This is a genomic window from Achromobacter sp. SLBN-14, from assembly GCF_006715415.1.
GTDB classification, from domain to species: Bacteria; Pseudomonadota; Gammaproteobacteria; order Burkholderiales; family Burkholderiaceae_B; genus Achromobacter; species Achromobacter mucicolens.
In genome coordinates, this window is record NZ_VFNE01000001.1 from 1,741,460 (window position 1) to 1,763,791 (window position 22,332).

Below are 22,332 nucleotides of genomic sequence, written 5' to 3' on the forward strand. Positions count from 1 at the left end.
GCGATCCATCACGCGCCCATGCAAAAAGCCCTTCGGCAAACCGAAGGGCTTTTTATCTTTCCTGCCTGGGTGATTACACCGAGAACGAGGAGCCGCAGCCGCAGGTGGTGCTGGCGTTGGGATTGCGGATGACGAACTGCGCGCCTTCCAGGTCTTCCTTGTAGTCGATCTCGGCGCCGACCAGATACTGGAAGCTCATCGGATCGACGAGCAATTGCACGCCGGCCTTGTCCAGCACGGTGTCGTCTTCGTTGACGACTTCATCAAACGTGAAACCGTACTGGAAGCCGGAACAGCCGCCGCCCTGCACGAAAACGCGCAGCTTCAGTTCGGGGTTGCCTTCTTCGGCCAACAGGTCTTTCACTTTGGCGGCAGCCGAGTCGGTGAAAACCAGGGGAACAGGCGGGGGGGCCTGAAGGTCGACGGTTTCGGTCACTGCATTCATGGTTCACTCCTGGCCGGTACGGCCAAAATTCAGTGAGCGGCGTCGCCGCTCGTATGGTGTCACTATAGCGCAGGGCTTGACCAGACTCAAAGTTCAAGCTTGACACTGCGCGAAGCGCGGACGGTTTCCCCCTCGAGCACGCTGACGGTCACGCTTTCGGGGACAAATCCGTCAGGCACGGCCAGGATGCCCTGACTGCGCTGATACTGGTCGAACTGCAGGGCGAGCGACGCGGCGGTCAGGTTTTCTCCGGTGGCCGTGACGGGACCGGTCTCGGCCTTGAGCTGCATGGGTGCCAGATCCACCGTGACGGTTTCGCCCTTGAGCACGCCGGTGGCCTGAAAGCGCAGCGCGCCCGCAAATGGCGTGCCGCCATTGCGGCCACTGCGCATCAGCAGGACCTTGTACCGCAAGCCGCCGCCCTCGCGGTCGATCTGCATGCTGCGAATGTCCACGGAGCCCTCAGGGCCGGGCGGCAGCAGCTGTTCATAGAAGGCAAGCTGGTCACGCACGCGGCCGAGTTCGGCTTGGGCGGCGTGAAGCTGGGTTTCGAGTTCTTGGCGGGCCGATCGCTCGATGACGAGTTCGCCATCGGCCTTATCGAGCTGGCCGCGAATGTAGCGCAGTTGCGTGGCCTGCTGACGCATGGCCTCGTCCTGCGCCTCGGCCTGCTGGACGCTGATGACCACGGCGTCCTGCGGACGATAGAGCTGGCGCGCGTGGAAGAACCCGGCAATCCCGCCCACCAGCACGCCCAGCAGCAGCATCGCGCACAGGCGCACGACTGCGCCGTGACTTCGCGATGGGGAACGGGCGGCGGGATCTGCGGGCATAAAGAGCAATATTGGCGGCCCGACAAACGGGCCGCCGTGGCGTTACGGCAGGATGGCGACCTGGTCCAGGCCCATCGTTTCGGGGATGCCGAACATGAGGTTCATGTTCTGCACGGCCTGACCGGCGGCGCCCTTGACCAGATTGTCCTGCACCACCATGACGATCAGCAGGTCGCCGTTGCCCGGGCGGCTGAGCGCGATGCGCAGGTTGTTGGACCCGCGCACCGAGCGCGTTTCGGGATGGCTGCCGGCAGGCATGACGTCGACGAAGGGTTCATCGGCGTAGCGCGCTTCGAACAGGGCTTGGAAGTCGGTGTCGCGCGCCTCGGGTTGGATGCGGGCGTAAATGGTGGAGAACATGCCGCGGATCATCGGCACCAGATGCGGCACGAACGTCAGGCCCACCTTGCCGCCGGCCAGCTTTTCCAGCTGGGCGGTGATTTCGGGGTGGTGGCGATGGCCGGCCACGCCGTAGGCCTTGAAGTTGTCGGACGCTTCCGAGAACAGCGAGCCCACCTCTGCCTTGCGGCCGGCGCCGGACACACCCGACTTGCAGTCGGCGATCAGCGTTTGCGTATCGACCAGCGCCTTGCCGCCTTCAAGCAGCGGCGCCAGGCCCAGCAGCACCGTGGTGGGGTAGCAGCCGGGGTTGCCGATGACGCGCGCCTTGGAGATGGCTTCGCGGTTCAGTTCAACCAGGCCGTATTGCGACTCGGCCAGGATGTCCGGGCAGGTGTGGGGAATCTTGTACCAGCGTTCGAACGTGGGGATGTCCTGCAGGCGGAAATCGGCGGCCAGGTCGATGACGCGGGTGCCGGCGGCGATGAGCTCTTGCGCCTGCGCCATGGCCACGCCGTGGGGCGTGGCGAAGAAGACGACGTCGCAGTCAGTCAGCGAAGCCTTTTCCGGGGCCGAGAATGCAAGCTTCACACGGCCGCGCAGGTTCGGGTACATGTCGGCGACGGGCAGGCCGTCTTCCTTGCGGGACGTGATGGCAGTCAATTCCACGTTCGGATGCTGCGAAAGCAAGCGCAGCAGTTCGACACCGGTGTATCCGGTGCCGCCGACGATACCAACCTTGATGCGGGTGTTCGATGCTTGGGCCATGATAAATGCTCTTCGGAGAACGAATAACGATTGTATCGCTCGGGAATACCGGTAATGCGGCAGGCGTGCTGGAATTGCCACTGCAAACCTTTTTCCGACCGAACGCGTGGCGCGGAGTTCCGCGCGCGGGGCCAGCGATGACATTGCATTGCCGGCCCAAAAACAAAAAGCCCGCCGAAGCGGGCTTTTTGCAGGGCATTAACGCTTGCTGAACTGCTTGCGACGACGCGCCTTGCGGAAGCCGACCTTCTTACGTTCGACTTCACGGGCATCGCGGGTCACGAAGCCAGCTTGCGACAGCGAGGGCTTCAGCGTGGCGTCGTAATCGATCAGGGCACGCGTGATGCCGTGACGGATGGCGCCGGCTTGGCCGGTTTCGCCGCCGCCGTGCACGTTGACCTTGATGTCAAACGATTCCAGGTGGCCGGTCAGTTCCAGCGGCTGGCGCACGACCATGCGGCCGGTTTCACGAGCGAAGAACTCGTCGACGGGCTTGCCGTTGACGACGATCTTGCCAGTGCCCTTCTTGATGAAAACGCGAGCCACCGAAGTTTTGCGACGGCCGGTTCCGTAATTCCAGTTACCGATCATGGCGTTTCCTTAGATATCCAGCGTCTTGGGCTGCTGGGCGGTGTGCGGGTGCTCGGCACCAGCATAGACCTTCAGCTTCTTGATCATGGCGTAGCCCAGAGGACCCTTGGGCAGCATGCCCTTGACGGCCTTCTGAATGGCACGGCCGGGAAAACGCTCTTGCATTTTCTCGAAGTTCGTTTCACGGATACCGCCCGGGTACGTAGTGTGGCGGAAGTACTTCTTGTCTTTCGCCTTGGCGCCGGTAACAACGATATCGGACGCGTTGATGATGACGATGTAGTCACCGGTATCAACGTGAGGCGTGAATTCAGGTTTGTGCTTGCCACGCAGACGACGTGCGACTTCGCTGGCCACACGACCGAGGACTTTGCCCTTGGCGTCGATCACAAACCAGTCACGTTGGACTTCATGCGGCTTGGCCACAAAGGTCTTCATGATGGTTCCTAAGAATAAAAAATTTGCTCTGACCGGAACATCCAGCCAGTGTTCTTTCCCAGACTAGGCCAAAATTTGCAGCCCTTCGGGTTGCAGCCCTTCGGGTTGCAGCCATTCAGGTCCAAATTCCAGCCCTTATCGCCCCCCGCCTAAGCGTTATGAATCCGCCCGTGCAAAGGTCAAAATGAGGGAAAGCCTGAAATTCTAACACGGCTGCTCAAAAAATGGGCAAGCGGACAGAATTCGGGCGATTCGCAGCGGCCATCCCAGGACGGCCGCCGCAAAATTCATCAGGGGACGCATGCCGCCCCCTGCCCGTCAGGCACCCAGGTAGGCTTCCAGGACGCGCGGGTGGCCGAGCAGTTCGCGGCCCGTGCCCGTCAGCGCCATGGCGCCGTTTTCAAGCACGTAGCCTTGCTGGGCAATCTTGAGCGCCTGGCGCACGTTCTGTTCGACCAGGAACAGCGTGAGGCCGTCGGCATTGATGGCGCGCAGCGACCGGAAGATTTCCTGCACGACGATCGGCGCCAAGCCCATCGAGGGCTCGTCCAGCAGCAGCAGGCGCGGCTTGGCCATCAGGGCGCGGCCGATGGCCAGCATCTGCTGCTCGCCGCCGGACAGGTTGCCAGCCATGCCGCTGATCCGCTCTTTCAGGCGCGGAAACAGGTTGAACACGTATTCCAGATCGGACGCGACGTTCTTCAGGCCGCGGCGATAGGCGCCGAGTTCCAGGTTTTCCAGCACCGTCATGGTGGTCAGGATGGCCCGGCCTTCGGGCACCTGCACGATGCCGCGCGCGACCAGCTGGTTCGGCGCAAGGTTGGTGACGTCTTCGCCCTCGAAGAGGATGCGGCCGCGCGCCTTGGGCAACAGGCCCGACAGCGCAAGCAGCGTCGTCGACTTGCCGGCGCCGTTGGCGCCGACCAGGGCGGTGATTTCGTTGGCGTTCAGGTCCAGGTCGATGCCGCGCACGGCTTCGATGTGGCCGTAGTTGACCTCGAGCCCGCGGACTTCCAGCATGGCGCTCATTGTGTAGCCTCCGCGCGTCGCGCTGCGGTATTCGTCTTGGGAGCGGCCCGGCGACTCATCGGGCGGCCTCCGCTTGTTCGGTGTCTTCGTCGTCTTCGCGGCCCAGGTAGGCCTCGATGACCTGTTCGTTGTTGCGGATGTCCTCGGGACCGCCGCACGCGATGATCTTGCCGAAGTTCAGCACCGCGATGCGTTCGCACAGGCCCATGACGAAGCGCATGTCGTGCTCGATCATGAGGATGGTGTAGCCGCGGTCGCGAATGGCCAGGATCTCGCGCATCAGTTCGGCGCGTTCGCCGGTGTTCATGCCGGCGACGGGCTCGTCCAGGAGCAGCAGCTTGGGCTCGGTGGCCAGCGCGCGCGCCAGCTCCAGGCGGCGCTGCTCGCCGTAGGACAGGTTGTCGGCCAGATCGTTGGCCTTGTGGTCCAGGCGCATCCACGTCAGCAGCTCGTGCGCGCGTTCGCGGGCGCGCTGCTCGTGTTCGCGGTAACCCGGCAGACCCAGCAGCAGGCTGGGGAAACCGTAGTTCATGTGGCGGTAGGCGCCCACGACGACGTTTTCCAGCAGCGTCATCTCCTTGAAGAGACGGATGTTCTGAAACGTGCGGGCGATGCCCATGCGCGTGATGCTGTGCGGCTTCTTGCGCAGCACGCTCTCGCCCTGGAAGGTGATGGAGCCGCCGCTCGGCGGGAGCAGTCCGGTGATCAGGTTGAACACCGTGGTCTTGCCGGCGCCGTTCGGGCCGATCAGGCCGAAGATGGCGCCTTCGGGCACCGACAGGCTGACGTCATGCAGCACATGCAGGCCGCCAAAGCTCTTGGAGACGGAGGAGAGCTCAAGCATGGCGCTTTCCTCCCTGGCGGCTTTGACGCATCCAGCGCTTGAAGCGCGCCGGATCCCAGATGCCTTGCGGCAGGAACAACACAATCACCACCAGGATCACTCCATTCGCGATCAGGCGCAGATCCGCAAATCCGCGCAGCAATTCGGGCAGCGTCGTAATGATGAAGCTGCCCAGCACGGGGCCGGCCAGGCCGCCGATGCCGCCCAGGATCGCCATCGTCAGGATTTCGACGCCGCGGTCGAAGCCGTATTCGTTGGGACCGATGAAGAACGTCAGGTGCGCGTTCAGCGCGCCGGCAAGACCGGCGATCACCGCGCCGGCCACGAAGGCCAGCATCTTGTTGGCGCGCACGTCGATGCCCATCATGCCGGCCGCGGTCTCGTCGCCACGAATGGCGTCGAAGGAACGGCCGATCTTGGAGGCCCGCACGCGCCACAGCACGAACAGCACGATGATCACGGCCAGCAGCACATGCCACCACTGCGTGAGCTGGGGAATGCCGTTCAGGCCCAGCGCGCCGCCGGTGATGGACTCGGTGTTCAGGACGGTCACGCGGACCACTTCACCGAAGCCCAGCGTGGCCATCGCCAGATAGACCCCCGACAACCGCAGCGTCGGCAGGCCGATCAGGGCCGCGACCAGCGCCGGGGCGGCCATGCCGCCCGCCAGTGCGACCGCGAAGGGCGCGTCGTAATTCATGGTGAGCAGCGCGGCCGTGTAGGCCCCGATGCCCATGAAGGCGGCGTTGGCCATGGCAAGCATGCCGCAGGCCAGCGTCAGCCAGATGGAGAGGGCCAGGAGTGCATTGGTGCCAAGCGTCAGCACCAGGTTGCCGTAGATGGCCCAGAAATTTTCGAATCCGCTCATACCTTAAGCCTTGCGTTGAACCACTTTGCCGAACAGACCTTGCGGGCGGACCAGCAGGATCAGGAACAGCAGGCCGAAAGCCACCGCGTCGCGCATGGTGGAGCCGATGTAAGCGACGGACAGCACCTCGGCGAAGCCCAGGAAGAGACCGCCCAGCATGGCGCCGCGGATGTCGCCCATGCCGCCCAGGATGATGACCGCGATGCCCTTGTGCAGCATCGGCTGGCCCATCAGCGGGAACAGCGCGTTCGAGTACAGGCCGATCAGCACGCCGGCCACGCCGCCCAGGGCGGCCGCGGCGAACGAGGTGGTGATGAACAGCTTTTCGACGTTGATGCCCAGCAGCCAGGCGGCCTTGGGCGATTCGGCGATGGCGCGCAGCGCGCGGCCGAACTGCGTGCGGCGCATCACGAACATCAGCACGGCCATCAGCGCGAACGACAGGAAGATGATCCCCAGTTCGATGACGGTCAGGTGCAGGCCGGCGACTTCGATGACTTCCTCGGGCACGGTGCCGTGCGGGAAGCGCAGATTGCTGGCGCCAAAGATGCTTTGGGCGCCGTTGTTCAGGATGATGCCGACACCGATGGTGGCGATCATGGGAATCAGGTGGGGTGCGTTGCGCTTGCGCAGCGGCTTGAGCACCAGGTAGTCGATGATGACCCCGGTAAAGCCGGCGACGAAGAACGCAACCATCAGCGCGGCCCACAAGGGCAGGCTGAATTGCTCGACCACGACCAATGCTGCGTAGGCGCCAACCATGAAGACGGCGCCATGCGCCAGGTTGATCACCCCGAGCACGCCGAAGATCAGCGTGAAGCCCAGCGCGAACAGTGCATACACACAGCCCAGCGACAAGGCATTGACGAATTGTTGTTCGAACATGATGGGACTTTCCAAATCTGATAGGGCCGCCTCGCCGTGCCCACAGCGAGGTCTGGTGTGCTTCCGGGGAAGCTTTCTACTTGGTGAGGCCCTGCGATAAAAAGCGCCTTGCGGACGGCCGGGAGGCCATCCGCAAGGCGCATCCCCCCGCGCGGGGATGCGTACTGCTTACTTCTCGATGACGTACTTGCCGTCCTTGGTCACGCTGACGATCGGTGCCTGGTCGGCGTCGTAACCGGCCGGCTTGCCGGCGCGATCGTTGGCCTGACGGAACTTGAACGGGCCGGTGGCGCCGGTCCAGGTCACGGACGGCAGGGCATCGCGCAGGGCAGCGCGATCCTTGGGCAGTTCGCCGGTGAGCTTGGTGTTCTTCAGGGCCTGGGCGACGATGTACATGGCGTCATACGACTGGGCCGCGAACTGGTCGGGGGCATTCGTGAACTTGGCCTTGTAGGCGTCGATGAACTTGGTGTTCTCGGGGGACTTGTTTTCGATCGACCACGGGCTGCCGATCCACAGGTTGTTCGACGCGCCGCCGGGGGCCAGGTCGAAAATCTTGACCGAGTTCATGCCGTTGCCGCCGATGACGGGCACGTTCAGGCCGAGCTGGCGGGCCTGGACCATGATCGGGGCGCCTTCGGCCAGCAGTGCGGACAGCACGATGGCGTCGGGGTTGGTGCCCTTGATCTTGGTGAGCTGGGCCTTGAAGTCCACGTCGCCCTTGGCGAACGTTTCGGTCGTCGTGACCGGGATCTTCTGGTCTTCCAGGGCCTTCTTGAAGTTGTCGTAGCCGCTCTTGGTGAAGACGTCGTCGTTGCCGTAGAGCACCGCCACGTTCTTCAGGCCGGTCTTGGCCTTGACGGTGGAGATGGTGGCGGGCAGCACGTCGGCTTCGGTGACCGAGTTGCGGAACACGTAGTTGCCGATGGAGGTGATGCCGTCGGCGGTGTTGGAGGTGCCGAAGACGACCGTCTTGGCGGCCTGGGCGACCGGGTCGGCGGCCTGGGCGGAATTCGACAGGGTGGGACCGAAGACCATCAGGACGTTGTCCTTGAAGATCAGCTTCTTGAAGACGTTGATGGCTTCTTCTTTCTTGCCTTGCTCGTCTTCGATCACCAGCACGATCTTGTTGCCGTTGATGCCACCGGCCGCGTTGATTTGGTCAGCCGCGAGCTGGAAACCGTTGCGGATCGACACGCCGTACTGGGCGGCGCCGCCGGACAGGGCTTCAGCCACGCCCAGCTTGATGTCGGCTGCGTGGGCGGCCGGGACGATACCGGCGGCGATCAGCGCGGCCAGCAGCTTTTTGGTCTTGGATTGCATGGTTGTTACCACCTTAAAGTCTGTCTCGGAATATTGGTAATCCGGGCTGATGTAATCCTGCCGGATTGACGTCGATGCCGCCTAAAGGCCGCATGTATGCGCGTCAAGACCCGGGATATTACTCCTTTGTATCAGGCCGAAACTCGAATGCCGTTCAACAAAAGCCTCAAAACCGCCCATTTTTTTGTAAAAAACGTGTGGTTACTAGCACAAACCCTGAAACTCGCCGAATGCCATTCGGCACCGGCTTCCCTCCTAACTCCTGCCCGACAGCGCCACGCCCAGATACTGGCCGAACGCGCCCTCGGTCAGGCGAAACCACGGCATCTCGCTGTCGCGAAAGCCCATGTAACTATCGTGCAATGCCTTGAATCTGGGGTCTTTGGCGCTTAAGTCCTTGTAGACCTGTTGCGAGGCCTCGAACGCGGCGTCCATGATGGACCGGGGAAAAGCCCGCACTTGCGCTCCGTTGGCCGTCAGTTGAGCCAGCGCCTGCGGATTGAGCGCGTCATAACGCGCCGTCGCGGCGGTGTGCGCGGCCAGCGCCGCGGACTGCACCACCGATTGATAATGCTTGGGCAGCTGGTTCCAGGCTTCGTCGTTGATGTAGAGCGAGAGCTGTTCGCCGCCCGCCCACCAGCCGGGTGCGTAGTAATACTTAGCTACTTTATTCAATCCGAGCTTGGCGTCCTCGTAGGCGCCCGCCCCGGCCACCGCCTGCAGCCCCTCTTTTTCAAAGGCCTGCGCCAAGGCGGCGAGCTCAACCTGCTGGGGCGCCACGCCAAGCCTGGACAGCACCTCCCCCGCCAGGCCGTCCACCCGCATCTTCAGGTCTTTCAGGTCGCCTTCGCGCTTGATTTCCTTGATATACCAGCCGCCCATCTGGGCGCCGGTATTGCCCAAGGGAAAGTTGATGATCTTTTCGGGCTTGAAGAGTTCGCGCGTCAGGCGCAGGCCCTCGCCCTCGCTCATCCAGGCATTCATCTGGCGCGCGTTCAGGCCGAACGGCACGGCCGCATCGAAGCTGAACGCGGGATTCCTGGCGTGGTAGCGGCGCGAGGACACGTGGCCGCATTCCACCTTTTTGGTGGAGACCGCTTCCATCAGGTCGGCGGCGGCAACGACTTCGCCGTCCGGGAAGTGGCGGATGTTGAACTTGCCCGCGGTGGATTCGGCGACGAACTTGCAGAAGCTCTCGGCCGCGCCAACGCGCAGGTCCAGCGCGCTGGGAAAGCCCGAGGACAGGCGCCAGCTGATCGAGGGCATGTCCTGGGCGAACGCGGGCGAGCTGACGGCGGCGCCGGCGACGGCGCCCAGACTGGCGCGCTTCAGGAATGAACGTCGTTGCATCACTTTGCTCCTATACAGCAACACCCGGGACTTCGAGCAATACCCGCCGGATATTACACGCTGGCGAACACAGGAACGGCTAGAGGAAATCCCGGAAAGGCAAGGGATTGCAAAGCGGGCAAAACAGGAGCCGGCGGCGCACGGCGCGCCGCCGGCGGGCGCGATCAGGTGCCGGCAATGGCCATCTGCTCGATGAGGATGGAGCCGGTGGTCTTGGTGCCGCGCGAGATCGTGTCGGCGCCCACCGCGACGATCTGCTGGAACATGTCGGCCAGGTTGCCGGCGATGGTGACTTCCTGAACCGCGTGCTGGATCTGGCCGTTTTCGACCCAATAGCCGAAAGCGCCGCGCGAGTAATCGCCCGTCACGTAGTTGACGCCCTGCCCGATCAGCTCGGTGACGAGAAAGCCCGTGCCCAGCTTTTTGAGCATGGCTTCGAAATCGTCGCCGCGCTGGGTCTGCGTGGAGCTGAAGACCAGGTTGTGCGAACCGCCGGCGTTGCCGGTGGTGGTCATGCCCAGCTTGCGCGCGGTGTAGGACGACAGGAAATAGCCTTCCAGCACGCCGGCCGAGACCACGTTGCGGCGGCGCGTGCGCACGCCTTCGTCGTCGAACGGCGAGCTGCCCATGGCGCCGCGGATGTGCGGATCCTCGACCAGGTTGATGTGCTTGGGAAAGAGCGGCTTGCCCAGCGAGTCGACCAGGAAGCTCGCCTTGCGGTACAGCGCCCCGCCGTTGACGGCCTGCGTCAGCGCGCCGACCAGTCCCAGCGCCAGCGGCGCCTCGAACAGGACCGGGAATTTGCCGGTGCGCACGCGGCGGGCCGACAGGCGCGACAGCGTGCGTTCGGCGGCATAGCGGCCGATGGCCTCGGGCGAGGCCAGCTTGGCCGGGTCGCGTTCGGACGAATACCAGTAGTCGCGCTGCATGCCATTGCCGCGACCCGCGATGGGCGCCACGGACAGGCTGTGGCGCGAATACGGGTAGCCGCCCAGAAAGCCGCGCGTGTTGCCCATCACGAACTGGCCTTCATACGTGCCGACGGTGGCGCCGTCGGTATTGGTGATGCGCGAATCGACCTCGCGGGCGGCGCGCTCGGCGCGCAGCGCCAGTTCGGCCGCTTCCTCGGTGGAAACGGTCCAGGCGCGATGCAGGTCCAGGTCGGGGAATTCGGTGGCCAGCTGGTCGGCGTCGGGCAGGCCAGCGGCCGGGTCGGCGGCGGTGTGGCGAGCAATGTGCCAGGCGGCTTCGACCGTCTGGCGCAGCGCGGCCTCGGAGAAGTCGGACGTCGAGGCCGAACCGCGGCTCTGGCCGGCGTAGACCGTCAGGTCCAGCGCCCGGTCGCGGGTTTGCTCAACGGTTTCGATGTCGTTCTTGCGTACCGAGACGGACAGTCCCAGGCTTTCCGAGACTTCCGCGGCGGCGTCGGAAGCGCCGATTTGGCGCGCGTAGGCCAGGGTTTGCTCGACAAGTTCGGAAAAACGCGCGTGATTCGCCGCCAGCGGCAAGGATGAGGAGGTTTTAACCATTGCAGTCCAATTTGCAGAGACGGTTATCATAGCCAAGTCTGTCATTGCGCAGTTTTCCATGAATTCCCATCCCCAAGAAGATTCCGTCGACGACGGTTACGACGAGAACGGCTACGACCGTCCCAGCAAGTCCCAGGTCAAGCGTGAAATGCACGCCCTGCTGGACCTGGGCAAGCAATTGATTGCGCTGTCGCCCGAACGTCTGAAGCAGCTGCCGCTCGAAGAGCGCCTGTACGAAGCCATCCGCATGGCGCAACGCACCACCGGCCGCGAAGGCCTGCGGCGCCAGGTCCACTTCGTCGGCAAGCTGATGCGCGACGCGCCGGCCGACGTCATTCGCAAGCAACTCGACGTCTGGGAGAACGGCTCCCGCGAGGAAACGGCCGCCATGCACCGGCTGGAAACGCTGCGCGACCGGCTGCTCGAGGACGATGACGCCTTCACGCGCCTGCTGAACAACAATCCGCAGGCCGACGTGCAGCAACTGCGCACGCTGATCCGGGCCGCCCGCAAGGAAAAGCTGGCCAACGCCTCGCTGTTGCAGGGCCAGGAGCCGCAAAAGAAGCATTACCGCGCGCTGTTCCAGGCCCTCAAGACGCTCACCCTCTAATTGCCTACTGCCCATCCATGACCGCAACCGACCTGCTCGACTGCATCGAGATCGAAACCGCCCCCAACCCCACGCACGCCGTGATCTGGCTGCACGGACTGGGCGCCGACGGCAACGATTTCGCGCCCATCGTGCCGGAGCTGCAGTTGCCCGCCGGACTCGGCGTGCGCTTCGTGTTCCCGAACGCGCCCGTGCAGCGCGTGACGATCAACAACGGCATGGCGATGCGGTCCTGGTACGACATTCTGGTGATGGACCTGGTGCGGGTGGAAGACGGCCGCGGCATCCGCGCCTCGGAAGCGGCCATCCACAAGCTGATCGCGCGCGAAAACGCGCGTGGCATTCCCACGTCCAACATCGTGCTGGCGGGTTTTTCACAGGGCAGCGCCATGACCCTGCACACCGGCCTGCGGCTGAAAGAAAAGCTGGCGGGCATGATGGCGTTGTCGGGTTATCTGCCGCTGGTGGACAGCGCCGAGGCCGAGCGCCAGCCCGCCAACGACGCCACGCCCATCTTCATGGCCCACGGCCAGTACGACCCGGTCGTGTCGCTGGCGCGCGCCGAAGCGTCGTTGGCCGAACTCAAGCGGCTGGGTTACGACGTGCGCTGGCATACGTATCCGATGCCGCACTCGGTCTGCGCCGAGGAAGTGGCCGATATTTCGGCCTTCCTGAACGAAGTCCTGGTGTGATGCGACGGGCAGCCTAGGGACGATGGCGGGCGGCGCCGCGCGCGGCCCGTGTCCCTGGCCGATGGGCGCCAAGCGCGTCCCCGCCTACGATGGAATGAGCCCGCCTCAGCGGCTCAAAATCTTATTCTGTATACCAACTGGTATTCCAGCCCCGAATTTTCGGGCCAGCGACAGCGCACGTCCATAGAGAAAAACGCCAATCGCAAAACGCTTGTCGCCTGCTTGTCTTGAATATAGTATTCGATCCAAGCCTCACCGGCCCGGGCGTGCACTGTTCGGGCTTCCCTGTTGTTGTAGTCGATCCATCCCATTGGCCGTGCTGCGCCGATTGTCGGCGTGGCATTCAAGACGCAGGAGAAAGTCCCGTGAAGACCTCGCCCTTGCCCCGCCTGGCAGGCGCGGCGCTGCTCGCGCTGCTTGCCCCTTTGGCCGCTCAGGCCGAAGCCCTGAATCCCCCCGTGAAGGTGCGATACGAAGAGGTGGTGCGATCCATCCTGTACGTGCCCAAATACGTCGCGCTGTCGCAGGGCTACTTCAAGGACGCCGGCCTGGACGTGTCCATGAAGACGTCGCAAGGCACCGACAAGGGCATGACCGCCCTGTTGTCGGGCAGCGCGGACATCGTGCTGATCGGGCCCGAGGCCTCCATCTATGTGCAGAACAGCGAATCGCCGGTCAAACCGAAGATCTTCGCCGGCCTGACCGCCACCGACGGCTTCTTCCTGCTGGCGCGCAAGCCGGTCGACAAGTTCGACTGGTCCATGCTCAAGGGCAAGGAGGTCATCGGCTTTCGCCCCGGATCGAATCCCATCGTGTTCCTGGAAACCGCGCTGCGCAAGCACGGCCTGGATCCGCAGAAGGACGTGAAGCTGCTCAACAACATCGGCATCCCCGCGCGCGCCGGCGCCTGGATGGCGGGCCAGGGCGAATACGGCATCTTCCTGGAGCCCGAGGCCGGAGAGCTGGTGCGCAACGGCAAGGGGCACATCGTCGCGTCCGTGGGACATGAGGTGGGCCAGGTGGACTACACGGTGTTCACCGCCACCGACAAATACATCCGCGACAACCCCAAGGTCATCCAGGCCTGGACCGACGTGGTGGCGCGCGCCGAGAAGTACGTGAAGGACACGCCCGCGGCCACGCTGGCCCCGCAGATCATGACCTTCTTTCCCGGCATGGATCAGGCCGCGGTGACCGAGGCGATCGAGCGCTACAAGCAATATCAGATCTGGAAGACCACGCCGCTCGTGACGGCGCAGGCGATGACGCAGCTTCAGGACATGCTGATCGCCAGCGCGGTCATGAAGGACAGCGCCCGCGTGAAGTACGAGGACGTGGTGATCGCCGACTTTGCCAAGAAGGCCCAATGATGGGAGCCGCCATCCACAACCTCAAGCCGGCGCCCGCCACGGCCAAGATCGAACTGCGCGACGTCTGTCTGTCGTACTTCACGCCGGAAGGCGAGACCGAAGCGCTGTCCAACGTGTCGTTCAGCCTGGCGCCGGGCGAGTTCGTCAGCCTGATCGGCCAAAGCGGCTGTGGCAAGAGCACGCTGCTGTCGTTGATCGCGGGCCTGATTCCCCCGACCTCGGGCGCGGTGCTGGTCGACGGGCAGGCGGTGTCCAAACCGAACGCCCGCATCGGCTACATGCTGCAGCAGGACTACCTGTTCGAGTGGCGCACCATCCTGGACAACGTGATGCTGGGCGCCGAGATTCAGGGGCGGCGCGATGCGCGCAGCGAGGCGCGCGCCGTGCACCTGCTTGAAAAATGCGGCCTGGGCGCGTTCCTGTCGCACACGCCGCGGCAGCTCTCGGGCGGGATGTGCCAGCGCGCGGCGCTGGCGCGCACGCTGGTTACCGAGCCCGACGTGATCCTCTTGGACGAACCGTTCTCGGCGCTGGACTCGCAGACCCGTCTGGCCATCTCCGACGAAGTCGTGGACATCCTGCGCCGCGAGGGCAAGACGGTGGTGCTGGTGACGCACGACATCGGCGAAGCCATCGCCATGACCGATCGGGTGATCGTGCTGTCGCGCCGGCCCGGGCGGCTCAAGAGCCAGTACCGCATCCACTACGGCGACGGCCAGGTCCGCCCCACCCCGTTCCAGGCGCGCTCGCGGCCGGAATTCAACACCTACTTCAAACAGCTCTGGGACGAGCTGGACGTCCATGTGGAGGGCTGAGCCATGAACGCGCCGATTGCCAATACCGTCCCGCTGCGCGCCGTGCCCGGCCCCAGCGAAAAGTACCTGAACTACCTGCGCCGCGACCGCGCGCGCCGCCGAAACATCCGTGTGGCCCAGGCGCTGCTCCTGCTCGTTTTCTTATGCGCATGGGAAATCCTGCCGCGCATGCACATCGTCAATCCGCTGCTCACCAGCTATCCCAGCGCGCTGTGGCCCACCTTCATCGAACTATGGAATCATGGCAGCCTGGGCAAGCACATCATGACGACGCTGTCGGCCACGCTGGTGGGCTTTGTGCTGAGCATGGTCATCGGGATCGTGGTGGCGGCCGCGCTGTGGTGGTCCGAGTTTCTCTACAAGGTGCTCGACCCCTTCCTGGTGGTGGCCAACGCCATGCCCAAGATCGCGTTCGTGCCCATCTTCTACCTGTGGCTGGGGTCAGACTATGCGGTGTACGGCATGGCGGTCGCCATTGCGGTGTTCGTGACCATCATGGTGGTGTATGCGGGGTTCCGCGGCATCGACCTGAACAAGGTCAAGCTTGCCCACACCTTTGGCGCCAGCCGCTGGCAGGTGCTGACCAAGGTCGTGCTGCCAGGCAGCGTGCCGACGCTGATCGCGGCGGTGAAGATGAACATCGGTCTTGCGCTGGTGGGTGTCATCGTGGGCGAATTCCAGTCGGCGGATTCGGGGCTGGGCTTTCTCATCATGAACGGCAGCCAGGTGTTCAAGCTGAACATCGTCATGACCGCCATCGTGATGCTGGCGCTGATCTCCAGCGTCATGTACCTCATCATCTACCGCGTCGAGTCCGCCGTGGCGCGGCGCTACGGCTAAGGAGGCAGCATGCAATTCCCCCAATGGGTGAAGGATCGCGTCGTGGCCCGCCAGGGCTGCCTGCATCCGTATGACGAGCTGCCGGCCGCGCGCACGGCGGTGGTCGTGATCGACATGCAGCAGTACTTCCTGCTGCCCGGCTACCAGGGCGAATGCGCCCCGGCGCGGGAAATCATCGGCCCCATCAACCGCCTTTGCAGCGCGGTGCGCGACGCGGGTGGCGCGGTGGTGTGGGTGCAGACGGCCTCCGACAACGCGGATGTGTTCTGGTCGCATCATCACGGCGTGATGCTGACGCCCGAGCGCAGCGCCCGCCGCCTGGAGACGCTGCGCCGCGACTCGCCCGGCTTTGCGCTGCATCCGGACCTGCATGCGCAGGCCAGCGACCTGCGGGTCGTCAAGCGCTTCTATAGTGCGATGGCCCCTGGCTCGTCGGAGCTGGAGCCGCTGCTGCGCGGCCTGGGCGTGGACACGCTGCTGATCGCCGGCACGGTCACCAACGTCTGCTGCGAATCCACCGCGCGCGACGCGATGATGCGAGACTTCCGGACCATCATGGTGGACGACGCGCTGGCCGCCGTGACGCCGGCCGAGCACGAGAACGCCCTGCACGGGTGGATGCTGTTCTTTGGCGACGTGCTGTCGGTGGACGAGGCGGCCGCGCGGTTGACGCCCGCGCAGCCGTCCCGCAAGACCGCCTGAACCGTTCCTGCGGCCCCGGGCCTTAAGCCAGGTTCAGCCAGACCCGGCGCATGGTCGGGTCTTCGGGGTCGGGATCGTTGGTAAAGCCCAGGCTGGTCATCAGCGCCAGCATGGGCCGGTTCGTCGACAGCACCAGGCCGTCGATGTATTCCAGCCCCTGCTCGCGCGCGGCGTCGATCAGCGCCGTCATGAGCTGACGCCCCAATCCGCGCCGCTGCCAGTCGTCGCCGATCACCAGCGCATATTCCGCGCCCCGGCCGTCGGGATTGCGCAGGTAATGCGCAAAGCCCACCAGCACCTCGCGCGGATGGCCGCGATTGGCGGGATTGGGCACCTGCGTGGCCGCCACCAGCGCGAGTTCGCGGTGGTAGTCCACCTGGGTGTAGCGCGACACCATGCGCGGCGTCAGTTCACGCATCATCGACACGAACCGCATGTAGCGCGAGCGCTCCGACAGGCCGCGGATGAATTCCTGCAACGCCTCGCCGTCTTCGGGGCGAATCGGGCGCAGCACCCACGGAATGCCGTCAGCAAAACGGCGCACCTGCACCAGCCGGGCCGGATACGGGTGGATCGCCATGTGCGGATAGCCGGTGGTCTGCGGCGAGGCGCAGCCGGGCGTCTCGGTCAGCGTCATGCGCAGGCCGCCCGCGCGCAGGTGGGTTTCGCCTGCGTAGAGGGGATCGATGTCGAGCGTTTCGATATCGGGAAGTTCGGACACCAGCTCGGACACCAGCACCAGCGCCTGCTGCAGCGCCTCGGCAGCCATGTGGCCGACCCGCGGCGCCAGCACGCGGCGCCACAGCCGGCTGCGCTCGATGAGCTGGCGCGCCAGGTAACCGTTGAGCGGCGGCAGGTCCATGCCGCGATCGGCCAGCGATAGCACCGCGTCCGGCCCGCCCGCGCCAAACCGGATGACGGGGCCGAACTTCGGATCGCGCCGCACCCGGATCGCCATGGGGCGGGATTCCGCTTCGCCGCGCGCCGCATCGGCAGAGAATTCGCTGAGCGGCACGTAGAACAGCGCCAGCAGTGTGCGGATCTCAGACGTGTTCAGCTCGCGCCGGCATTCGGCGCGCACACGCGCAAGGATCTCGCGGGCGGCCGTCAGGTCGGGCACGTGGCTCGCGGGTTCGGGCGGCTGCGTCTGCAGCAGCAGCTGCTGGTTGTAGTGGTGCGAGGCCAGCACGCCGAAGGCATCGGCGGCCGATTCGGGCGTACGGAATGCCGACGTGCCGGCGTCGTCCAGCATGCGCCGCAAGGGCCGCATGCCCGCATCGCCCATGAAACAGGTCACCACCGGCTTCTTGGCCGACGGGGCAATCTGCGCCAGCTCGCGCGCGACGGCGGGCATGTCGGCCAGGGCGTCGGGCGCCAGCAGCACCAGCACGCCGTCCACGCCCGTGTCGTCCAGGACAACGTCGAGCATGGCGCGAATGCGCTCGGGCGTCATGGGCAGGTAGGTGATGACGGGGTTGGCGATGGCGGCGTCGGGCTCCAGCATGTCGGCCAGCGCGCGCTGCGTGGCGGGCGCGAGGTCCGCGCGCAGCACGGCGGCGTCCGGGCCGATCAGGTCCATGGCGAGCTGCGGAGGCCCGCTGCCGTTGGAGATCAGTGCAACGCGGCGGCCCTTGGGGCGGCGCGTGTAGCCCAGCACCTTCACGGCCGAGAACAGCTGCACGAAGTAGCGCACGCGCACGGCGCCGGCCCGGCGCAGGGCCGCGTCGAAGATGGCATCGCTGCTGTCGGCGTCCGAGCGCCCTGCCTTGAGCACGATGACCGGCTTGATGCTGGCCGCGGCCCGCAGCGTGCTCATGAATTCGCGCGCGGGTCCGACGTCTTCAAGGTAGAGAACGATGCTGTCGGTGCGCGGATCGCTGGCCAGGTAGTCCAGCAGCTTGGGCAGGCCCACCACGGCCTCGTCGCCCAGCGACACGGCGGTGGAAAAACCGATGTGCACGTCCTCGGCCCAATCCATGACGGCGGCCATGATCGAGCGCGACTGCGCCACCAGCGCCACGCGGCCGGCGCGCGCCAGCACCGGGTGCTGGCTGAAATTCAGGCCCGCGTGCGGCCGCTGCGCGCCGAAGGACCGCGGCCCGAGGAGTTCGCAGTGGTTTTCCTCGGCCCAGGCGCGGCACAGCGCCAGCGTGCCGCGCGGGTACGGGTCGGGCAGTTCGTGGGGCAGCAGGATGACCGCGCGGGGCGACAGCGGCGCCAGCCGGCGCAGGGTTTCCGGCAGCACGGCGGGCGAGACGCAAACCAGGGCCAGATCAGGACGGTCGCCCGCAGCCAGGCCTTCCAGCCTGTCCGGCAGGTCGGGCGCCGCGCCGGGTTCGACCGTGACGACCGTGGTCTTCGCCTTCAGGACGGGAGACAGGGAACTTGCCGCGGGCAGCGGCCGGTCGGCCACGATCACCAGCGAGCCGGGTTCGAACATGGGCGCAAGAGCGTGTCTCAACATGGGGAGGTCGGGCCAGGGCCTGTTCACACTAATCTAAAATAGCGTTCATCGTATCAAGACAAGCCCGCTGTCCGCTTGATGAGGACACTGCCCGACGCCGCTTTGTGGCGCCGCAGCCGCTAACACTGCCACCTATGACTTCCAACGCCTCTACTCCCATTCGCACCCGCTTCGCGCCTTCGCCCACCGGTTTCCTGCATTTGGGCGGCGCGCGCACCGCGCTGTTCTCCTGGGCCTTCGCGCGCCATCACAAGGGCACGTTCGTGCTGCGCATCGAGGACACGGACGTCGAGCGGTCCACGCCGGAAGCCGTGCAGGCCATCCTGGACAGCATGGAATGGCTGGGCATGCAGCCGGACGAGGGCCCGTTCTACCAGATGCAGCGCATGGACCGGTACCGCGAAGTCGTGGCCCAGATGCTGGCCGCCGGCACTGCCTACCACTGCTACAGCTCGCCCGAGGAAGTCGAAGCCATGCGCGAGGCCGCGCGCGCCCGCGGCGACAAGCCGCGCTATGACGGCACCTGGCGCCCGGAACCCGGCAAGACGCTGCCCGCCATCCCCGAAGGCCGCAAGCCGGTGGTGCGCTTCAAGAACCCCCAGGACGGCGCCACGTCCTGGAACGACATGGTCAAGGGCACGATCAGCTTCGACAACACCGAGCTCGACGACCTGATCATCGCGCGCCCCGACGGCACGCCCACCTACAATTTCTGCGTCGTGGTCGACGACTGGGACATGGGCATCACGCACGTGCTGCGCGGCGATGACCACGTCAACAACACGCCCCGCCAGATCAACATCCTGCGCGCGCTGGGCGCCACGCTGCCCGAATACGGCCACGTGCCGATGATCCTGGGCCCGGACGGCGAAAAGCTGTCCAAGCGCCACGGCGCGGTCAACGTCATGGAGTACGACAACGAGGGCTACCTGCCCGAGGCCATGATCAACTACCTGGCCCGCCTGGGCTGGAGCCACGGCGACGACGAACTCTTCTCGCGCGACCAGCTGGTGTCCTGGTTCGACACCAAGCACCTGTCCAAGTCCGCGTCGCAGTGGGATCCCAAGAAGCTGAACTGGGTCAACGCCCACTACATCAAGCAGATGGACAACGCCGAACTGGCCGAGCGCGTGGCCACGCGCGTCGCGGCCCGCGGCGGCTACCCCGAAAAGATCGACCTGCCGGGCGTCATGGGTCTCTTGAAGGACCGCGCCGAAACGCTGGAGCAGCTGGCCGACGGCGCCATGCTGTTCTGCGGCGAATTCAAGGGCGCGCCGGCCGACCTGGCCGAGCAGCACCTGACCGCCCCCGCCCGCGAAGCGCTGGCCGACTTCGTGCAGCGCGCCAAGGATGCGGATTGGACGCGCGAAGCGCTGTCCGCGCTCATCAAGGGCGTGCTGGCCGACCGCGGCCTGAAGATGCCGCAACTGGCCATCCCGCTGCGCGTGGCCGTCACCGGCCAGACGCAGACGCCTGCGGTGGATGCGGTGCTGGCGCTGCTGGGCAAGGAAACGGTGCTCAAGCGGCTGTCGGCGATTTAAACCCGGGTGTCTGACACCTGCATAAGAAGGGCCTTTTCCTCCAATGATGAAAAGGCCCTTGTGTTTTCAATCCGGCATGACGCCAACGCCGTTCACGCCCGCTGCATCGCGGCCCTCGCCTTCAGCGCCCGGGCAAAGAACGCCCCCAGCAACGGCAGCAGCACGGCCGAACCGCCGAACAGCGCGGCCGCGCCGATCTCGTCCACCACGGCCCCCGCCAGCGCCACGCCCGCCGCCTGTCCCATGAAGAGGCACGAGGCAAACCACGCCACCGCCGTACCGCGCGCGGACGGCACCATCTGCGTGGCGTTCGTCTGCAGCGTCGCGTGCAGGAGGTAATAGCCGAAGCCCGCCAGCACACTGGCCGCCAGGCTCCATATCCAGACCGGTCCCAGCCAGTACGACAGGAACGCCACGCCCAGCACCAGCCCGCCCGCGACGGCCAGGCCGCGCTCGCCGAGCCGTTTCAGGATGCGGCCCGCGACAACCGTATAGATCAGTCCGCCCACCGCGTACACGGCGACCAGCGCGCCTGCGGCCGTCAGCGAGATATCGAATCGCTCATGCAGGTACGAGGGAGCAAAGGCCAGCGCGCCGAACACCAGCAGGCCTTCGATGAACACTGTCGCCAGCACCACGCGCGCCCACGACGCGCCCAGCACCAGCCGCGCCTGCGCGATGAAGCCTTGCCGAGGCGCGCTGGGATCGACCTGCGCAAAGCCGGCCGCCCGCTGACGCCGCACTTCCAGATGCAGCAGCACCCCCACGATCAGATATCCCGCCACGAGCGCGGCAAAGGCCCAGCGCCAGCCGACGGTATCGGCAAAAAGCCCGCCCGCAAGCTGGCCGGCCGACATGCCGAGGATGGTGCCGGTCAGAAAGCGCGCCAGCGTCGCCTGCCGGCGTTCATAGGGAACGTTGTCGCCGATCCATGCCATGGACAGGGGCACGATGCCCGCGCCGGCCGCGCCGGACAAGGCGCGGCAAAAGACCAGCATGTCGAGCGATCCGGCCATGACGGCGCCAGCGCTGCCCAGCGCGCACGCCACGGTCGCCACGCTGACGACACGGTATTTGCCGTAGCGGTCGCCCACCGGACCGAAGAACATCTGCAGCACGCCATAGGCCACGGCAAAGGCCGTGACGGCGCGCGCGGCCTGGCCGGTGGTGGTGCCGAATTCCGCCGCCAGTTGCGGCAGCATGGGATCACAGATTCGGAAGGCGCTGGCGCTGACGAAGGCGGCCAACGCGAGCAGCGCGATCGCGCGTGCTTCGGAGGACAGGGCGGGCATGGGAAACCGGCTGCGGGGCGAAAGTCGAAGCCCGCACCTTACCGCAGCCTGGCCCGCTTGGCTTGACCGCCGGGCGAAATGTCCGCCCGGCGCAACGGTCAGTAGGCCAGCCGGTAGCCCGCGGGCATGCGGCGCGCGGTCAGCAGCATGCCGCCCGACTTCAGTTCGCGCAGCGACAGCTTGGACTGCTCGACCTTCTCGACGCGGTAGCGGTTCAGATAGATCGGATCGGTGGGATCCACCGGCTCGCCCGCCGACTTCGTGGTGCGCATCGTGTAGACGCCGTCCGCCACGCTCCAGCAGCCCGTCTCGCGCAGCGCGGGGCGAGTCTTGCGGCCGATCTTGAGCAGGGATTCGTAGGACATGGTGCCGTCGGCGGACAGCACGATCAGCGACTGCATGTCGCCCGCGACATCGCGCGGACGCGAATTGGACAACCAGGTGCCGATCATCGGGTCGCCGGTCTTGGCGGGCGTGCAGGCCACCGGCTTGGGCGGTTCAGCGGGTTGGGCCTCGGTGATGGCGGCTGGCTTCCTGGCGGCGCAACCGGCCAGGATCACGATGGCGCAGGCAATGCCTGCCGTACGCAAAAACACACTGCTCATGACTTCCTCAAGACGTCCGCCGACGCGCCGCGCCGATCACACCGGCCCGTCCCAGGCGCAGCGGACTTCACGCACTCTAAATAGGCGTCAGGGAAGAATCAACGACGATCCGCGCCGTGTGCAAATGCGCAACAGTGCGGGTGCGGACGCGCCCGGAAT

The 22,332-nt window shown here is 65.5% G+C and carries 22 protein-coding genes; 7 read left to right on the forward strand and 15 right to left on the reverse strand.

What is annotated here, in order from left to right:
* Positions 1-73 precede the first annotated feature (73 nt).
* The 12 genes from erpA to pmbA all read right to left on the reverse strand — a co-directional run bounded on the left by erpA (position 74) and on the right by pmbA (position 11,242).
* Entirely contained in the window at positions 74-445 is a 372-nt protein-coding gene (gene erpA, locus FBY20_RS08000; protein ID WP_056327840.1) for an iron-sulfur cluster insertion protein ErpA, read from the reverse strand.
* Positions 446-531: 86 nt separating this feature from the next.
* Positions 532-1,278, reverse strand: coding sequence for a DUF6776 family protein (locus tag FBY20_RS08005; protein ID WP_056327839.1), 747 nt, complete (start codon positions 1,276-1,278; stop codon positions 532-534).
* A gap of 42 nt (positions 1,279-1,320) precedes the next feature.
* The gene (gene argC / locus FBY20_RS08010; RefSeq protein WP_056327838.1) at positions 1,321-2,385 is read right to left on the reverse strand and encodes an N-acetyl-gamma-glutamyl-phosphate reductase; all 1,065 of its coding nucleotides are present in this window, start codon (positions 2,383-2,385) and stop codon (positions 1,321-1,323) included.
* A 198-nt stretch (positions 2,386-2,583) separates the two neighbouring features.
* Positions 2,584-2,976: a 30S ribosomal protein S9 gene (gene rpsI / locus FBY20_RS08015; RefSeq protein ID WP_008163098.1), complete on the reverse strand. Its 393-nt coding sequence runs from the start codon at positions 2,974-2,976 to the stop codon at positions 2,584-2,586.
* A 9-nt stretch (positions 2,977-2,985) separates the two neighbouring features.
* Complete coding sequence (rplM, locus tag FBY20_RS08020; protein ID WP_008163100.1) at positions 2,986-3,414, reverse strand: 50S ribosomal protein L13; 429 nt, start codon at positions 3,412-3,414, stop codon at positions 2,986-2,988.
* A gap of 318 nt (positions 3,415-3,732) precedes the next feature.
* Complete coding sequence (locus tag FBY20_RS08025) at positions 3,733-4,443, reverse strand: ABC transporter ATP-binding protein (RefSeq protein WP_056327837.1); 711 nt, start codon at positions 4,441-4,443, stop codon at positions 3,733-3,735.
* A 55-nt stretch (positions 4,444-4,498) separates the two neighbouring features.
* A complete protein-coding gene (locus FBY20_RS08030) occupies positions 4,499-5,287 on the reverse strand; it encodes an ABC transporter ATP-binding protein (RefSeq protein ID WP_056327836.1) in 789 nt (262 codons plus the stop codon).
* Complete coding sequence (locus tag FBY20_RS08035) at positions 5,280-6,155, reverse strand: branched-chain amino acid ABC transporter permease (protein WP_142051296.1); 876 nt, start codon at positions 6,153-6,155, stop codon at positions 5,280-5,282. Before FBY20_RS08035 ends, FBY20_RS08030 begins: the two co-directional genes overlap by 8 nt.
* A gap of 3 nt (positions 6,156-6,158) precedes the next feature.
* Complete coding sequence (locus FBY20_RS08040; RefSeq protein ID WP_056327834.1) at positions 6,159-7,040, reverse strand: branched-chain amino acid ABC transporter permease; 882 nt, start codon at positions 7,038-7,040, stop codon at positions 6,159-6,161.
* Positions 7,041-7,208: 168 nt separating this feature from the next.
* On the reverse strand, positions 7,209-8,363 hold the full coding sequence (locus FBY20_RS08045; RefSeq protein WP_056327833.1) for an ABC transporter substrate-binding protein: 1,155 nt from the start codon (positions 8,361-8,363) through the stop codon (positions 7,209-7,211).
* Positions 8,364-8,618: 255 nt separating this feature from the next.
* Entirely contained in the window at positions 8,619-9,713 is a 1,095-nt protein-coding gene (locus tag FBY20_RS08050) for a TRAP transporter substrate-binding protein (RefSeq protein ID WP_142051299.1), read from the reverse strand.
* A 164-nt stretch (positions 9,714-9,877) separates the two neighbouring features.
* Positions 9,878-11,242: a metalloprotease PmbA gene (gene pmbA, locus FBY20_RS08055; protein WP_056327831.1), complete on the reverse strand. Its 1,365-nt coding sequence runs from the start codon at positions 11,240-11,242 to the stop codon at positions 9,878-9,880.
* Between the two features lie 58 nt (positions 11,243-11,300).
* Here pmbA and yjgA point away from each other — a divergent pair, with 58 nt between their 5' ends.
* From yjgA to FBY20_RS08085, 6 genes are all read left to right on the forward strand, one after another.
* Positions 11,301-11,852 carry a ribosome biogenesis factor YjgA gene (gene yjgA / locus FBY20_RS08060; protein ID WP_062841595.1) on the forward strand — a complete coding sequence of 184 codons (552 nt, stop codon included), beginning with the start codon at positions 11,301-11,303 and terminating at the stop codon, positions 11,850-11,852.
* Between the two features lie 17 nt (positions 11,853-11,869).
* A complete protein-coding gene (locus FBY20_RS08065; protein WP_056327829.1) occupies positions 11,870-12,544 on the forward strand; it encodes an alpha/beta hydrolase in 675 nt (224 codons plus the stop codon).
* 365 nt (positions 12,545-12,909) lie between these two features.
* Positions 12,910-13,914, forward strand: coding sequence for an ABC transporter substrate-binding protein (locus FBY20_RS08070; RefSeq protein ID WP_056327828.1), 1,005 nt, complete (start codon positions 12,910-12,912; stop codon positions 13,912-13,914).
* Entirely contained in the window at positions 13,914-14,729 is an 816-nt protein-coding gene (locus FBY20_RS08075; RefSeq protein WP_142055852.1) for an ABC transporter ATP-binding protein, read from the forward strand. The genes FBY20_RS08070 and FBY20_RS08075 overlap by 1 nt, the downstream gene beginning before the upstream one ends.
* A 3-nt stretch (positions 14,730-14,732) precedes the next feature.
* Entirely contained in the window at positions 14,733-15,569 is an 837-nt protein-coding gene (locus FBY20_RS08080) for an ABC transporter permease (protein WP_142051302.1), read from the forward strand.
* Positions 15,570-15,578: 9 nt separating this feature from the next.
* On the forward strand, positions 15,579-16,271 hold the full coding sequence (locus FBY20_RS08085) for an isochorismatase family cysteine hydrolase (protein WP_142051305.1): 693 nt from the start codon (positions 15,579-15,581) through the stop codon (positions 16,269-16,271).
* A gap of 22 nt (positions 16,272-16,293) precedes the next feature.
* Here the strand turns inward: FBY20_RS08085 and FBY20_RS08090 are convergent, their stop codons facing one another.
* Positions 16,294-18,735: a GNAT family N-acetyltransferase gene (locus FBY20_RS08090; protein WP_142051308.1), complete on the reverse strand. Its 2,442-nt coding sequence runs from the start codon at positions 18,733-18,735 to the stop codon at positions 16,294-16,296.
* 134 nt (positions 18,736-18,869) lie between these two features.
* Between FBY20_RS08090 and gltX the strand changes: the two genes are divergently transcribed.
* A complete protein-coding gene (gene gltX, locus FBY20_RS08095; protein ID WP_142051311.1) occupies positions 18,870-20,276 on the forward strand; it encodes a glutamate--tRNA ligase in 1,407 nt (468 codons plus the stop codon).
* A gap of 92 nt (positions 20,277-20,368) precedes the next feature.
* Here the strand turns inward: gltX and FBY20_RS08100 are convergent, their stop codons facing one another.
* Positions 20,369-21,568, reverse strand: a complete 1,200-nt coding sequence (locus FBY20_RS08100) for an MFS transporter (protein ID WP_142051314.1) — start codon at positions 21,566-21,568, stop codon at positions 20,369-20,371.
* A gap of 98 nt (positions 21,569-21,666) precedes the next feature.
* A complete protein-coding gene (locus FBY20_RS08105; protein ID WP_056327822.1) occupies positions 21,667-22,173 on the reverse strand; it encodes a hypothetical protein in 507 nt (168 codons plus the stop codon).
* Between the last annotated feature and the right edge of the window lie 159 nt (positions 22,174-22,332).

Bases quoted from the DNA above. Each gene is read 5' to 3' on its own strand.
- erpA (WP_056327840.1), bottom strand. From the start codon at position 445: ATGAATGCAGTGACCGAAACCGTCGACCTTCAGGCCCCCCCGCCTGTT.
- FBY20_RS08005 (WP_056327839.1), bottom strand. From the start codon at position 1,278: ATGCCCGCAGATCCCGCCGCCCGTTCCCCATCGCGAAGTCACGGCGCA.
- argC (WP_056327838.1), bottom strand. From the start codon at position 2,385: ATGGCCCAAGCATCGAACACCCGCATCAAGGTTGGTATCGTCGGCGGC.
- rpsI (WP_008163098.1), bottom strand. From the start codon at position 2,976: ATGATCGGTAACTGGAATTACGGAACCGGCCGTCGCAAAACTTCGGTG.
- rplM (WP_008163100.1), bottom strand. From the start codon at position 3,414: ATGAAGACCTTTGTGGCCAAGCCGCATGAAGTCCAACGTGACTGGTTT.
- FBY20_RS08025 (WP_056327837.1), bottom strand. From the start codon at position 4,443: ATGAGCGCCATGCTGGAAGTCCGCGGGCTCGAGGTCAACTACGGCCAC.
- FBY20_RS08030 (WP_056327836.1), bottom strand. From the start codon at position 5,287: ATGCTTGAGCTCTCCTCCGTCTCCAAGAGCTTTGGCGGCCTGCATGTG.
- FBY20_RS08035 (WP_142051296.1), bottom strand. From the start codon at position 6,155: ATGAGCGGATTCGAAAATTTCTGGGCCATCTACGGCAACCTGGTGCTG.
- FBY20_RS08040 (WP_056327834.1), bottom strand. From the start codon at position 7,040: ATGTTCGAACAACAATTCGTCAATGCCTTGTCGCTGGGCTGTGTGTAT.
- FBY20_RS08045 (WP_056327833.1), bottom strand. From the start codon at position 8,363: ATGCAATCCAAGACCAAAAAGCTGCTGGCCGCGCTGATCGCCGCCGGT.
- FBY20_RS08050 (WP_142051299.1), bottom strand. From the start codon at position 9,713: ATGCAACGACGTTCATTCCTGAAGCGCGCCAGTCTGGGCGCCGTCGCC.
- pmbA (WP_056327831.1), bottom strand. From the start codon at position 11,242: ATGGTTAAAACCTCCTCATCCTTGCCGCTGGCGGCGAATCACGCGCGT.
- yjgA (WP_062841595.1), top strand. From the start codon at position 11,301: ATGAATTCCCATCCCCAAGAAGATTCCGTCGACGACGGTTACGACGAG.
- FBY20_RS08065 (WP_056327829.1), top strand. From the start codon at position 11,870: ATGACCGCAACCGACCTGCTCGACTGCATCGAGATCGAAACCGCCCCC.
- FBY20_RS08075 (WP_142055852.1), top strand. From the start codon at position 13,914: ATGGGAGCCGCCATCCACAACCTCAAGCCGGCGCCCGCCACGGCCAAG.
- FBY20_RS08080 (WP_142051302.1), top strand. From the start codon at position 14,733: ATGAACGCGCCGATTGCCAATACCGTCCCGCTGCGCGCCGTGCCCGGC.
- FBY20_RS08085 (WP_142051305.1), top strand. From the start codon at position 15,579: ATGCAATTCCCCCAATGGGTGAAGGATCGCGTCGTGGCCCGCCAGGGC.
- FBY20_RS08090 (WP_142051308.1), bottom strand. From the start codon at position 18,735: ATGTTGAGACACGCTCTTGCGCCCATGTTCGAACCCGGCTCGCTGGTG.
- gltX (WP_142051311.1), top strand. From the start codon at position 18,870: ATGACTTCCAACGCCTCTACTCCCATTCGCACCCGCTTCGCGCCTTCG.
- FBY20_RS08100 (WP_142051314.1), bottom strand. From the start codon at position 21,568: ATGCCCGCCCTGTCCTCCGAAGCACGCGCGATCGCGCTGCTCGCGTTG.
- FBY20_RS08105 (WP_056327822.1), bottom strand. From the start codon at position 22,173: ATGAGCAGTGTGTTTTTGCGTACGGCAGGCATTGCCTGCGCCATCGTG.